Origin of the sequence: Butyrivibrio sp. LC3010 (assembly GCF_000424385.1) — a bacterium.
GTDB lineage: Bacteria > Bacillota > Clostridia > Lachnospirales > Lachnospiraceae > Butyrivibrio.
On sequence record NZ_AUJU01000004.1, the window covers coordinates 113,081 to 127,747 of the forward strand.

The following is a 14,667-nucleotide window of genomic DNA, read 5'->3' on the forward strand; positions in this document are numbered from 1 at the left end:
GCATTTTATATTACTTTTTAGGAGGAATTTATGAGCAAAGTCAGACGAGTGTATGTTGAGAAAAAGGCACCCTATGCAGGAAAGGCGAAGGAACTCAGAAAAGAGATCAAGAGCTATCTTGGAATTAACAGTGTGTCTAAGGTGAGAGAGTTTATCCGCTATGATGTGGAGAACATCTCAGATGAGGTTTTTGATAAAGCTTGTACCACAGTTTTTTCAGAGCCACCGGTTGATATTTTATACCATGAAACGATTGAAATTCCCGAAGGTGCGTGCATTTTTAGCGTAGAAGCACTCCCCGGACAATTTGATCAGAGAGCTGACTCTGCTGTTCAGTGTGTACGTTTTATAAAGGGCGATGAAGAGCCTGTTATCAGAACTGCTGTTACATATATGCTCATGGGTGATATTACAGAAGATGAGCTTAAGAAAATAGAAGAGTACGTAATGAACCCGGTTGATTCAAGAATTGCAGATGAAGAAAAGCCCGAGACTCTTGTTGACAACTTCGATGAGCCCGAGGATGTAAAGATTCTTGATGGATTTAAGGATATGGCAGAGGACGAGCTTAAAAAGCTTTACGAGTCATTTGGACTTGCCATGACATTTAATGACTTTAAGTGGATTCAGCAGTACTTCCATGATGATGAAAAGCGCGATCCTTCAATGACTGAGATCCGCGTTCTCGATACATACTGGTCTGACCATTGCCGTCATACAACCTTTGGAACAGAGCTTAAGAATGTAAGCTTCAGAGAGGGCTTCTATCAGGCTCCCATCAAGGCTTCTTATGATAAATATTTAAGCGCAAGAGAAGATATCTATGCTGATCCCAAGAAGCGCGAAGAGAAGTTCATTTCACTTATGGACATCGCTCTTATGGGTATGAAAAAGCTTAAGAAAGACGGAAAACTCACAGATATGGAAGAGTCTGAAGAGAACAATGCCTGCACAGTTGTTGTTCCTGTAGACGTTGATTATGGCAACGGCCCTGTTACAGAGAACTGGCTTGTATTTTTCAAAAACGAGACTCACAACCATCCTACAGAGATTGAACCCTTCGGTGGTGCTGCAACCTGCCTTGGCGGTGCTATAAGAGATCCGCTTTCAGGCAGAGGATATGTATATCAGGCTATGCGTGTAACAGGTGCGGCAGATCCTACAGTTCCTGTTGCTGACACACTTAAAGGAAAGCTTTCACAGAAGAAGCTTGTAAGAGGCGCTGCTTCAGGTTACTCAAGCTATGGTAACCAGATCGGACTTGCAACAGGCTATGTTAAGGAAGTTTATCATCCTGATTATGCTGCAAAGCGTATGGAAATCGGTGCAGTTATGGGTGCTGCTCCTCAGGAGCATGTTATCAGAGAGAGCTCAGATCCCGGAGATATCATAGTACTCCTTGGCGGACGTACAGGACGTGACGGCTGCGGCGGTGCGACAGGTTCTTCCAAGGCTCACACAGCTGATTCAATCCTTACCTGCGGAGCTGAGGTTCAGAAGGGTAATGCGCCTACAGAGCGTAAATTGCAGAGACTTTTCAGAAGACCTGAGGTTTCAGAGCTTATTAAAAAGTGTAACGACTTTGGTGCCGGCGGTGTTTCAGTTGCCATTGGTGAGCTTGCAGATGGTCTTGACGTAGATCTTGATAAGGTGCCCAAGAAGTATGCTGGACTTGATGGAACAGAGCTTGCTATCTCTGAATCACAGGAGAGAATGGCAGTTGTAGTAGATCCTTCACAGGTAGATAAGTTCCTTGAGTATGCTGCTGAAGAAAACCTTGAGGCAGTTAAGGTTGCTGTAGTAACAGAGGAGCCCAGACTTGTCCTTAAGTGGAGAGGTAAGAAGATTGTAGATATCAAGCGCTCATTCCTTGATACAAACGGCGCACATCAGGAGACAGAGGTAGAGGTACTTCTTCCTGAAAAAGATGATAACTACTTCAATAAATATGCAAGCGAAGGCGTTGCAAAGGCTTTCGAAACAAATGATGTAAAGAAGGCATGGCTTTCACTTATGGAAGACCTCAATGTATGTTCACAAAAAGGTCTTGTTGAGATGTTTGACTCATCAATCGGTGCAGGCACTGTAACAATGCCTTACGGTGGAAAATACCAGCTCACAGAAACACAGGCTATGGTTGCAAAGCTTCCTGTTCTCGGTGGTAAAACAGATACAGTAACCATGATGGCTTATGGCTTTGATCCTTATCTTTCATCCTGGAGCCCTTATCACGGAGCTGCTTATGCTGTTACAGAATCAATCGCAAGAATAGTTGCAACAGGTGGTGATTATAAAAAGCTTCACCTCACATTCCAGGAGTACTTCCAGAGAATGACATCTGATAAGACCAGATGGAGTCAGCCTTTCACAGCACTTCTTGGTTCCTTTGAGGCACAGATGAGGTATGGTATCGCTTCAATCGGCGGTAAGGATTCAATGTCCGGTTCATTCTTCTACGAGGGTGATGAAAAGAGAGCATCAGGCGAGATCAATGTACCTCCGACACTTGTTTCCTTTGCAGTTGATGTAGCTGAGGGCAAGGATGTTATCACACCTGAGCTTAAGGCAGCCGGAGATTACCTCATTGAGCTTCCTATCGACAAGGATGAGTATGACCTTCCTGATTATGAAAAGGTAATGGCCCGTTATGATGAAATTCATGACCTTATGCAGAAGGGTTATGTGAAGGCAGCTTATGCTATTGACTGCTATGGTGTTGCTGCAGCTATCAGCCGCATGGCATTCGGTAACGGATTTGGCGTTAAGATCGCAGGCTGCGTAAAGCATGAAGATCTTTTCACAAACAGAATCGGCAATATCCTTCTTGAGGTTCCTGCTGACAAGGCCGGAGATGTACTTGCACTTAGAGAAGCAAGAGAGATCGGATGTGTTACTGACGATGGTAAGTTCACAGTCGGCGATGTAGTTATAGACGAGGCAGAGGCTCTTGAAAACTGGAAGAGCAAGCTTGAGAAGGTATTCCCTTCAGTAGCACCTGTTTCAGAAGAAGATACAGAGAGCGCAGATAAGAAGAGCATCTTTGAAGATGGCGCTCTGACAAAAGAATATAAGGCTTCAGAGATTTATGTTTGCAAGAATAAGACAGCAAAGCCTACAGTATTTATTCCTGTATTCCCCGGAAGTAACTGTGAGTACGATTCAGCACAGGCTTTTGAGAGAGCAGGCGCAAACACAATCGTTAAGATATTCAGAAACAGAAATGCACAGGACATTGTTGAGTCAGTTGCTGAATTCAAAAAGTCTATCGAACAGGCACAGATTATCATGTTCCCCGGTGGATTTTCAGCCGGTGATGAACCTGATGGTAGTGCGAAGTTCTTTGCAACAGCTTTCCAGAATGAGAGCATCAAGGAAGCTGTAAATGAACTTCTCCAGAAGAGAGATGGTCTTGCACTTGGTATTTGTAACGGTTTCCAGGCTATGATCAAGCTCGGACTTGTTCCTAACGGAGAAATCACAGGTCAGACACCTGAGAGTCCGACACTTACTTTCAACACTATTGGCCGTCATATTTCAACAATGGCATACCTTAAGGTTGTAAGTAACAAGTCACCCTGGATGCAGGGCGCACAGCTTGGAGGAACATATGTAAATCCTGCTTCTCACGGTGAAGGAAGATTTGTAGCACCCACAGATGTACTTAAGAACTTATTTGAGAACGGCCAGATTGCTACACAGTATTGCGATCCTGACGGAGAGGTACATCTTGACAATCTCTGGAACATAAATGGTTCTTACATGGCAGTTGAGGGTATCACATCACCCGATGGCAGATGTCTTGGAAAAATGTGCCATTCAGAGAGAAGAGGCGATGGCGTTGCTGTAAATATCTTCGGTGAGCAGGATATGAAGATATTTGAAAGTGGTGTGAAGTACTTTGAATAATAAGCATTTCCATGCGCAAGCTCGAATGCATGCTTGCATGCAAAGGAGAGCTTGCAAATGGAAAGGCAACATACATTTATCTATTATTTTCAGGAGGAGCGAATGAAAGCATTTTTGATTTTGGAGGATGGCACCGTTTTCAAGGGAAATGCCATAGGCGCCAAAAAGGAAGTGATTAGCGAGATAGTTTTTAATACTTCCATGGCGGGGTATACCGAGGTGTTTACGGATCCATCTTATGCTGGACAGGCAGTTTGCATGACATATCCACTGATCGGTAATTACGGAGTGTGCAGGGACGATATGGAGTCCGAGCGCATATGGCTTGATGGTGTGATTGTCAGAGAGCTGTCAGATGTGGCATCAAATTTCCGTTGCGACATGACAATCCAGGAATTTCTTGAGGAATATGAGATCCCCGGAATAGAAGGAATAGATACCCGTAAGCTCGTTCGTATTCTTCGCGAAAAGGGAACCATGAACGGTATGATCACAACTAATGAGAATTACAATGTTGATGAGATAATACCAAAGCTCAAGGCATATACTACAGGCAAGGTTGTTGAAAAAGTTTCCTGCAAGGAAAAGAAGGAAATAACAGGTAGTAAGGATCTTGCTGAAAATGGACCTCTTTCCGGAAGTGCAGTATTTAATAAAGATGATTTTGAGGCTTCCCTCAAAGGAGACCTCTCAAAGAGAGAAAAGCGTCCCAGCCTCGTTAAGGAATTAAATGGCAAAGGGTTAAAGGTTGCCCTTTTGGATGTTGGAGCAAAGGATAATATTGCAGCATCTCTTGCAGCAAGAGGTTGTGATGTTACGGTTTATCCTTACAATACAACAGCAGAGGAGATACTTGAGGGTAATCCGGACGGCATAATGCTGAGTAATGGCCCCGGGGATCCAAAGGAATGTACAGGGGTTATTGAGGAGATCAAGAAGCTCTATGCATCAGATGTGCCGATTTTTGCTATATGTCTCGGACATCAGCTGATGGCCCTTGCAACAGGCGCTGATACTTACAAGATGAAATATGGTCACCGCGGTGGTAATCATCCGGTTAAGGATCTGGAGACCGGAAGAGTTTATATTTCTTCTCAGAACCACGGCTATGTGGTAGATACCGATAAGCTTGATCCGCAGGTTGCGGTTCCTGCATTTGTTAATGTAAATGATGGAACAAATGAAGGCCTTAAATATGTGGGCAAAAACATATTCACAGTGCAGTTTCATCCTGAGGCATGCTGTGGTCCACAGGACAGCGGATACCTCTTTGACCGCTTTATAGGTATGATGTGTGCGAAGCAATAAGCCATGCGTTCGTCAGATTTTAAAGCATCAGGAAAAAAACGAAGTAAAGCATAGGAAGGAAGATAGAATGCCTAAAAATAAAGATGTGAAAAAAGTTTTGGTCATAGGCTCAGGACCGATAGTAATCGGTCAGGCTGCTGAGTTTGATTACGCCGGCACACAGGCTTGTCGCTCACTTAAAGAAGAGGGAATAGAGGTAATTCTTGTAAACTCTAACCCTGCTACGATTATGACAGATAAGGACATTGCAGATGAGGTTTACATTGAACCCCTCACTGTAAAGGTTCTTGAACAGATTATAGAAAAAGAAAAGCCGGACAGCGTGCTTCCCACCCTTGGAGGTCAGGCAGGACTTAACCTTGGTATGGAACTTGCTGAATCAGGATTTCTTGCAGCTCATAATGTTAAGCTCCTTGGAACAACTGCAGAGACAATTAAGAAGGCTGAGGATCGTCAGGAATTCAAAGATACAATGGAAAAAATCGGCGAACCCTGTGCTGCATCACTTGTCGTACACAATGTAGATGACGGTGTTGCCTTTGCTGAAAAAATCGGATACCCGGTTGTGCTTCGCCCTGCATTTACCCTTGGCGGAAGCGGCGGCGGTATCGCTCACAACAGAGTTGAATGTGAAGAGATACTGGAGAATGGACTTCGTCTTTCAAGAGCAAACGAGGTTCTGGTTGAGCGCTGCATAGCAGGCTGGAAGGAAATCGAGTACGAAGTAATCCGTGACAGTGCAGGTAACTGCATAACAGTCTGCAATATGGAAAACATTGATCCTGTAGGTGTTCATACAGGTGACAGTATAGTAGTTGCACCTTCTCAGACACTTACCGATAAAGAGTATCAGATGCTCAGAAGTGCTGCACTCAACATTATTGATGAGCTTCAGATCACAGGTGGATGTAATGTACAGTTCGCGCTTCATCCCACAAGCTTTGAATATTGCGTTATCGAGGTTAACCCCAGAGTTAGCCGTTCATCAGCACTTGCAAGTAAGGCTACAGGATATCCGATTGCAAAAGTAGCTGCAAAGATAGCACTTGGATACACACTGGATGAGATTAAGAATGCCATTACTGGAAAGACCTACGCAAGCTTTGAGCCTGCGCTTGATTACTGCGTAGTTAAATTCCCCAGACTTCCATTCGATAAGTTTATTACGGCAAAACGTACACTTACAACCCAGATGAAGGCTACAGGTGAAGTCATGAGCATCTGCACCAATTTTGAAGGTGCAATGATGAAGGCTATCCGTTCTCTTGAACAGCATGTGGACTGCCTTACAAGCTATGATTTTTCAGAGCTTGATGATGAAGAGCTTAAAAACCGCCTTACTGTTGTTGATGACCAGAGAATATGGGTTATCGCAGAGGCGTTAAGACGCGGCATGAGTCATAATGAGATACATGATATAACCATGATCGATCTGTGGTTTATTGATAAGATCCACACTTTAGTCAAGATGGAATTAAAGCTCCTCAGAGTGGGTGAAAAGAGCACTATAGCTAGACACAAGGTATCTGAGGAAAATGTACCTGAGCTTGAAGAAGCTAAGAAAATCATCAGCTATGATACACTTCTTAAGGCAAAGAAGCTTGAATATCCTGATAAGGTAATAAGCAGACTTACAAGATTCTCAGTTGATACTATTAAAGCATTGAGAGATTTTTATGGCATAAAAGCTGCATACAAGCTTGTTGATACCTGTGCTGCCGAGTTTGCTGCAGAGACTCCTTATTACTACTCAGTTTACAGCGATCAGGATGAGGAGAACGAAGCTCTTGATAGCAGTGGTGAATCTGCTGAAAAGAAAAAGAAGATTCTTGTTCTTGGATCAGGACCGATAAGAATCGGTCAGGGTATTGAGTTTGACTATTGCTCAGTACACGCTACCTGGGCTTTTGAAAAGGCCGGATATGAAACAATTATCATAAACAACAATCCTGAGACTGTTTCTACAGACTTTGATATAGCTGATAAGCTCTATTTTGAGCCTCTCACACCTGAAGATGTAGAAAACATCGTAAGACTTGAAAAGCCTGACGGAGCAGTAGTTCAGTTTGGTGGACAAACAGCAATCAAGCTTACTCAGGATCTTATGAAAATGGGTGTTAAGATTTACGGAACCAAGGCAGAGGATGTGGATGCTGCCGAGGATAGAGAAATCTTTGACAGAATCCTTGAAGAGACAGGTATTAAGCGTGCTGAAGGTGCTACCGTTTATACAGCCGAAGAAGCTAAGGAAGTAGCAAACAGATTAGGTTATCCTGTACTTGTAAGACCTTCTTATGTACTTGGCGGACAGGGCATGCAGATTGCACTTTCTGACCGTGAAATAGAAGAGTTCATAAATATCATTAACAGAATTGCTCAGGATCATCCCATACTTGTTGATAAGTATCTGCAGGGAATTGAGACAGAAGTTGATGCAGTATGTGACGGTGAGAACATAGTAATCCCCGGAATAATGGAACACATTGAGAGATCAGGTATTCACTCCGGAGATTCAATTTCAGTATATCCTGCACAGTCACTGTCAGATAAGGTTAAGCAGACAATTGCAGATTACACTGAGAGACTTGCAAAAGCACTTCACGTAGTCGGACTTATAAATGTACAGTTCATAGCAGTAGGTGATGAGGTTTATATCATTGAAGCTAACCCCAGATCCTCTAGAACTGTTCCTTACATCAGTAAGGTTACAGGAATTCCGATTGTTGATCTTGCTGCACAGGTTATGATGGGTAAAAAGCTCACTGACCTTGGATACAAGCCCGGACTTCAGCCTGAGGCAGAGCATATAGCAATTAAGATGCCTGTGTTCTCCTTTGAAAAGATAAGAGGAGCAGAGATAAGCCTTGGACCTGAGATGAAGAGTACAGGTGAATGCCTTGGAATAAGCAAATCCTACAGTGAGGCTTTGTATAAAGCATTCCTTGGATCCGGTATCAGACTGCCTAAGCACAAGCAGATGATCATCACAGTTAAGGATTCAGACAAGGGCGAAGTTATAGATATAGCAAGACGTTTTGAAAAGCTTGGATATATAATCTATGCAACCCGCTCAACTGCTGATACCTTAAATGAAAACGGTGTTAAGGCAAGAAAGGTCAACAGAATCAATCAGGAATCACCTACAGTCATTGACCTTATTTTAGGCCACAGAATTGACCTTGTTATTGATACACCTACTCAGGGACGTGATAAGAGCCGTGACGGATTCCTTATCAGAAGAACTGCCATCGAGACAGGCGTTAACGTAATTACAGCTCTTGATACAGCAAGAGCCCTGGTAACAAGCCTTGAGGATGCTTACAAGGAAGATACACTTGAACTGGTTGATATTGCCAAAATTTAAATTTTTAAAATTTTTTTAGAATAAGTGCAACATTTTATATCCTCCATCTGTATATAGGTTAGAACAGCAAAAACACTATATACATTTGGAGGATATTATTATGAGAAGAAAAATGAATGCAATATCAATGATATTAAGCGGAGCAATTTTGGCAAGTTCTGTCAGCGGATGCGGACAAAGCAGCGAAACAGTTGCTACAAGTGAGCAGACTTATTCTGAGGAACCAACTTATTCCGAAACTACAAGTAATAATTCATCTGCTGCAGAAAACAGGAATTATGATGCCCAAACAAATACTGCAGTAGATAAAGGTTATGAGGCAACCGGTAACAAAAAAGAAATTGCTGAGGCAGAGGTGGCGTCTTATGATACTACGGAGGCCGCAGAATATGAGGAAGACGGCTATTATGAGGGTGAGAGCAATGATGCTTATATGCCACAGATGCTTGGAGATGAGGGCTGTGATGTTCCTTTTTATGAAGATCCATATTCAGGTAAAGCATTAGAGAATAATACAGAGTCCTATGAAAAGGATGAGGAAAACGGATACAACATCACTTTGTCAAAACCGTTATCAACCTTTGCTGCTGATGTAGATACCGCTTCTTATTCAAACGTAAGGAGAATGATAGAGGATGGTTATACACTTTCTGAAATCAATCCTGATGCAGTGCGCCCCGAAGAGTTTATCAACTATTTTTCATATAACCTGAATAAACCTGAGGGAAGAGACAAGTTCGGAATAACCACAGAAATTGCCAGCTGCCCCTGGAATGAGGATCATCAGCTGATGTTTGTGGGCATGAAGACACAGGATATAGATTTTAGTGAGGCTCCTGAGAGCAATCTTGTTTTTCTTATAGACGTATCGGGATCAATGGATGAAGATAACAAGCTCCCTCTTTTACAAAAGACATTTAAGGCGCTTGTGGATGAACTACCGGATAGAGGAGTTATTTCCATAGTTACCTACTCAGGGGAAGAGAAGGTGGTGCTCTCAGGTGTAAGCATGAAGAAAAAAGCAAAGATCATAAGCGCTATTGATTCACTTGAAGCAAATGGCTGCACAAATGGAGAGGCAGGAATACAGAAGGCTTATGAAATTGCAAAGAAGAATTACATAAAGGGAGGAATAAACAGAGTAATCCTTGCTACTGACGGAGATCTAAATGTAGGAATATCAAGCCCTGACGATCTTGAGAAGTTTATTACCAATAAAAAGGATGATGGAATCTTTTTATCAATTATGGGATTTGGTGATGGTAACTATAAGGATGACAATCTCGAAAGACTTGCTGACTGCGGAAATGGTAACTACTCATACATTGATTCCTTATTTGAGGGCAAAAAGGTTTTTGTTGACGAGATGGGACAGACACTTGTAACTGTGGCAAAGGATGTTAAGCTCCAGGTTGAGTTTAATCCGCAGAGGGTTAATTCTTACAGGCTTATAGGCTATGAGAACAGAATCATGAACGATGCCGATTTTAACGATGATACAAAGGATGGCGGCGAAATAGGCGCAGGTCATAGCGTAGTTGCACTGTATGAAATCGTACCTGAAGACAGCAAGAGCGCAATAAAGCTTAAGTATCAGGATAATAAAGAGGCAGATAACGACAATTCTGATCAGGAATATGCTTCTGAATATGCAACAGTAAGTGTTCGTTACAAAGAGCCCGGAGCTGATAAGTCACAGCTTTTCTCAGTAGTTGTTGATGACAGAAACTTTAGTGATCAGGGAAGTGAAAATATACGATTTGCAGGGATGGTAGCTGAATTTGCAATGATACTTGGAAATAGTGAGTATAAAGGAACCGCATCATTAGAAGACATCATGGATATGTATAAGACAGTAAAGAACAGAGATGAGTATAAAGATGAATTCAATCAGCTTGTTAGAATGGTAGCAAAAAGATAAAAACAGCTACGCGAGGACCTGCTCACCTACGATTATTATTTTTCTGAGGAAAAATAATAATCTGTGTTATACTATGCAGTGTTAGGATGAAAAAATGTTAGGGGAAACTATGAACGTCATAACACTGCATAGAACTCAGATATTTTATGATCTGCCTGATAGGCTTAAAACAATAATATCTGAGATGGGAAAAGCATTTGGGAAAAACAGAATAATATCCGGACTGAATCTGATGTTTGGGAAAAAACATCAGACATATTCAGAATCACTATCTTCATCTGTTAGAATGGCAAAAACATTGATTATGCTATCAGATGATAATACTGCAAGAGAGGCAGAGAATCGTACTGTATATGCAGCTGATAATGCTGCAATTAAGGCAGAATCCGAATCCGTTCAGCCGGATGATAATACTGTAATAAAAGCAGGGAAAATCCTTGATCAGTATGGTAATTCAATACTGAGAGTTGCATACTCCTATTTGCATAACATGAGTGATGCTGAGGACATTCTTCAGGATACTCTGATAAAGTACATAAAAAATGCGCCTGTATTCGAAAATGAAAAGCATGAAAAAGCCTGGCTCCTTACTGTGGCTGCTAATTTAAGCAAGAACAAGCTTGAATATCTTGGAATCAGGAAAACTGATGAGCTTTCAGAAGAGCTGGTAGCTGAAAACAAAGAGGACCTTGCCTTTGTTTGGGATGCTGTTAAACAGCTTCCTGAAAAATTCAGAGAGGTTATTCACCTTTTTTATCAGGAGGGATATTCAACTAAAGAAATAGCAAAAATTCTTAACAGAAATGAGTCTACCATCAGATCCGACTTGAATCGTGGACGGCAGCAGTTAAAAAATATTTTGAAGGAGGCGTATGACTTTGAGTAAATATAATGAAGTTATGGAAAAGATTACTGTCTCCGAAGAAATGAGAAGCCGAATCCTTCAAAATGTTGAAAAGAAGCTTGATGACAATGGCTCGGCAGGTGAAGACAGAATTAATGAGAATAGTACGGAAATAATGGAAATAGACTCAAATGAGTCTGGAGCTGATAATTCAGACTCAAATGAGCAAAGCTCTAATACAGAATCAAGTAATTCTGGAATAAATGATCCAGGTGCAAATCATATAGAATCAAGTAACTTAGGCAAAAATGATCAGAGGGTAAATACTTCTGCTAAGATCATTAGATTTATACGCTCTTATGGATCTAAAGTTGCAATTTTTGCTTTGATTATAGCCGGATCTTATGGAGTTATAAGAATGGGACTTCTTAACAACAATTCCGAGTCTGCAACCAGCTCATCTGAGTATGCTGCTGAGACAACGGAAAGTGCTGACTATGCGTATGAGGCAACGGAAGAGGCAGCAGACAATTCGGTTAATGAATATGAAACGGAAGATAATTCCTTAATTGAGGAAGAAGCTGCTGAGTATTCCTCTGATGATAAAAAGGAGGCAGCAGGTCTTAATATAGATAATAGTTCTGCTGAATCAGAAGCTTTTGCAGGTACTCGGGAAGAGTCAAGTCCGGTGCAAGATGCTGAAGAGAGTGCTTTAGCTGAGGCTGCTATGGAAAGTACTGAAGATGCAGACAGCATTGAAGGGAATACCTATGAAGACGATGCAGATTCAGATCAGGCAGCAGAACAAACTGTTGGGACTCCAGATAAGAATATCAAGTCTGAGGATTTTGGAACTTCTGTAGATTCAGAAGAGGAACTTGCTAAAGCTTTGGGCTATGATTTTAAGACACTGACGAATCTTGATAGTAAGGCAGATCACATTTACTATTCATATTATGAAGATCTCGGGGAGATACAGTATACTCTTGAAGATAATTCGGTGTATTATTATATTTCTGATAATGAAGCTGCAATACAGAATAAACTACTGGGAACTGATAGCTTTACTGAGGAAGATGGCATAGTAGTAGATGGTAAAACTATAGCGGTTTATGCTGATTACTATAATCGCAAAATGGCTATCTGGCAGGATGAAGATCTTTGGTATGGAATTAAACTGTATCCGGATTTGGATGTAAATGACCTGGAAGAAATCATCAAGGAATAAAGTAGAGAAGATATATTATCAAGGGATAAATTATAGGTGAATAAAATATCAAAGAATATGCTATCGATGACATTCATAAACTGATATAACTATTCTTTTGATATACCTGGAATTACCAATTTAGTAAGGAAATACTTCACAAGGAAAAGCTTATGGAAATAACAACTTTATGCTATATAGAAAAAGATAATAAATATCTCATGCTCCACAGGATAAAGAAAAAGAATGATATCAACGAAGGAAAATGGATCGCTCCAGGAGGGCACCTCGAAAACGGAGAAAGTCCGGATGACTGCGTAAGACGTGAAGTGCTTGAAGAAACAGGTCTTACATTGAATTCAGCAAGATTTAGAGGCATTGTGACCTTTATCTCTAAGCCAGCAAAGGAGTTGGAAGTTGCCGCAGACGGTAATGTGAATGAAGCATTTACAAAAGACATCACAGACTACATGTGCCTTTTTACGTCTGATGATTTCGATGGAGAGCTGATTGATTGTGATGAGGGCACGCTTGAATGGATATCAAAGGATTCGCTTTTAGATATTAATCTTTGGAAAGGAGATTTGATTTTCCTTGATCTGATAAAAAATCCGGATCAGCCCTTCTTTTCATTAAAACTTACCTATGAGGGCGGCGAACTGACAGAGGCTGTTCTTGATGGGAAAATTCTTGATATAGACTAACGGCACACTATTAACATAAGAAGAATGTTTAATGATGTAAGCTGGTTTAACAATGGGAGACTTTATTATGAACTTTAGACGCGCTAATGAAAAAGACATACCACAGATTCATGAACTTTTACGACAGGTTAATCTGGTGCATCATATTGGAAGGCCTGATCTTTTTAAGAAAGCAAATAAATATACAGATGAGGAAATAGCCGGTATTTTAAAGGATGATAGCAGACCGATATTTGCAGCTGTAGATGACACGGATACGATGCTTGGATATGCTTTTTGTGTACATCAGGAGCACCCGGAAGATGATAACCTTCTGACACCTATAAAGACGCTTTACATTGATGACCTTTGTGTTGATGAGAATGCCCGTGGCCAGCATGTTGGCAAGAGCCTCTACGAGTATGTGATTAATTGGGCAATGGAACAGGGGTATTACAATGTGACTTTAAATGTATGGACCTGCAATGAAAGTGCCATGAAATTCTATGAATCTGTTGGGATGACACCATATAAGATAGGCATGGAGCAGATCCTTTCTGAATAAATGTGACAGAAGAAATAGAGAAGATTCTTTTTGAAAAAATGCTGGATATGACTAGTGGGTTGTCTAAATAGATGAAGTTTGTCTGCAATAGAGCAAACTTTATTATATGTGTCGGAATAAGATGTAATTCGATTAATGGATTTAAAATAATGAATAAAGTTAATTATGCAAAAGAACTTGAAAAGAAAATAAAGGAATTTGAGAAAGAGGGGCGGCGTCCAAGGATTCTACTTCACGCCTGCTGCGCTCCCTGTTCATCCTACTGCCTTGAGTATCTTAGGCAGTATTTTGATGTTACGGTTTTTTTCTATAATCCCAACATAATGAATGCTGCGGAATATAGAAAGCGTGTGGATGAGGAAAAGCGTCTGATAGCAGAGTACAACAGACAGGTCGATGAGCAGACCTTCGAAGGAATGAAATCGGACGAGAGAGCAGGGAAAATAGAAATAATCGAAGGTGATTATATAGTCAGTGATTTTCTTGAGGCGGTTAAAGGGCTGGAGGATTGTCCTGAAGGTGGAGACAGATGCACAAAATGCTTTGAGCTTAGACTTGAGGAGACTGCAAAAATAGCTTTGAAGGAAAAATTTGAGTTCTTTACAACAACCCTCACAATCTCGCCTCTTAAGGATGCTGACAGATTAAACAGAATCGGACAGAGCATGAGTGAAAAATATGGTGTTAGCTTTTTGCCATCTGATTTTAAGAAAAAAGAAGGATATAAGCGGTCCATCGAGCTGTCGCACAAATTCGGACTTTACAGGCAGGATTTCTGCGGTTGTGAGTTCTCGAGGCAGCAGAGAGAACGCGAAAAGTTAGAGCAGGGTAGTTAAATTATAAATTTAGTAACATATATTTTAGAAATG

9 protein-coding genes are annotated in these 14,667 nt (G+C 41.2%); all 9 read left to right on the forward strand.

Features of this window, described 5'->3' with window-relative positions:
• Nucleotides 1-30: 30 nt before the first annotated feature.
• The 9 genes from G622_RS0104485 (at nucleotide 31) to G622_RS0104525 (ending at nucleotide 14,634) form a co-directional block, all read left to right on the forward strand.
• The gene (locus G622_RS0104485; protein WP_026509696.1) at nucleotides 31-3,906 is read left to right on the forward strand and encodes a phosphoribosylformylglycinamidine synthase; all 3,876 of its coding nucleotides are present in this window, start codon (nucleotides 31-33) and stop codon (nucleotides 3,904-3,906) included.
• A 102-nt stretch (nucleotides 3,907-4,008) separates the two neighbouring features.
• A complete protein-coding gene (locus G622_RS0104490; RefSeq protein ID WP_026509697.1) occupies nucleotides 4,009-5,214 on the forward strand; it encodes a carbamoyl phosphate synthase small subunit in 1,206 nt (401 codons plus the stop codon).
• A gap of 67 nt (nucleotides 5,215-5,281) precedes the next feature.
• Nucleotides 5,282-8,578: a carbamoyl-phosphate synthase large subunit gene (gene carB, locus G622_RS0104495; RefSeq protein WP_026509698.1), complete on the forward strand. Its 3,297-nt coding sequence runs from the start codon at nucleotides 5,282-5,284 to the stop codon at nucleotides 8,576-8,578.
• Between the two features lie 100 nt (nucleotides 8,579-8,678).
• Nucleotides 8,679-10,499, forward strand: coding sequence for a vWA domain-containing protein (locus tag G622_RS21600; RefSeq protein ID WP_242832952.1), 1,821 nt, complete (start codon nucleotides 8,679-8,681; stop codon nucleotides 10,497-10,499).
• A 109-nt stretch (nucleotides 10,500-10,608) separates the two neighbouring features.
• Entirely contained in the window at nucleotides 10,609-11,385 is a 777-nt protein-coding gene (locus G622_RS0104505; RefSeq protein ID WP_242832953.1) for an RNA polymerase sigma factor, read from the forward strand.
• Nucleotides 11,378-12,571, forward strand: a complete 1,194-nt coding sequence (locus G622_RS0104510) for a hypothetical protein (RefSeq protein WP_155831414.1) — start codon at nucleotides 11,378-11,380, stop codon at nucleotides 12,569-12,571. The genes G622_RS0104505 and G622_RS0104510 overlap by 8 nt, the downstream gene beginning before the upstream one ends.
• A gap of 152 nt (nucleotides 12,572-12,723) precedes the next feature.
• Nucleotides 12,724-13,254 carry an NUDIX hydrolase gene (locus G622_RS0104515; RefSeq protein WP_026509701.1) on the forward strand — a complete coding sequence of 177 codons (531 nt, stop codon included), beginning with the start codon at nucleotides 12,724-12,726 and terminating at the stop codon, nucleotides 13,252-13,254.
• A gap of 67 nt (nucleotides 13,255-13,321) precedes the next feature.
• Nucleotides 13,322-13,798, forward strand: coding sequence for a GNAT family N-acetyltransferase (locus tag G622_RS0104520; protein WP_026509702.1), 477 nt, complete (start codon nucleotides 13,322-13,324; stop codon nucleotides 13,796-13,798).
• A 149-nt stretch (nucleotides 13,799-13,947) separates the two neighbouring features.
• Entirely contained in the window at nucleotides 13,948-14,634 is a 687-nt protein-coding gene (locus G622_RS0104525; protein WP_044957150.1) for an epoxyqueuosine reductase QueH, read from the forward strand.
• Nucleotides 14,635-14,667 lie beyond the last annotated feature (33 nt).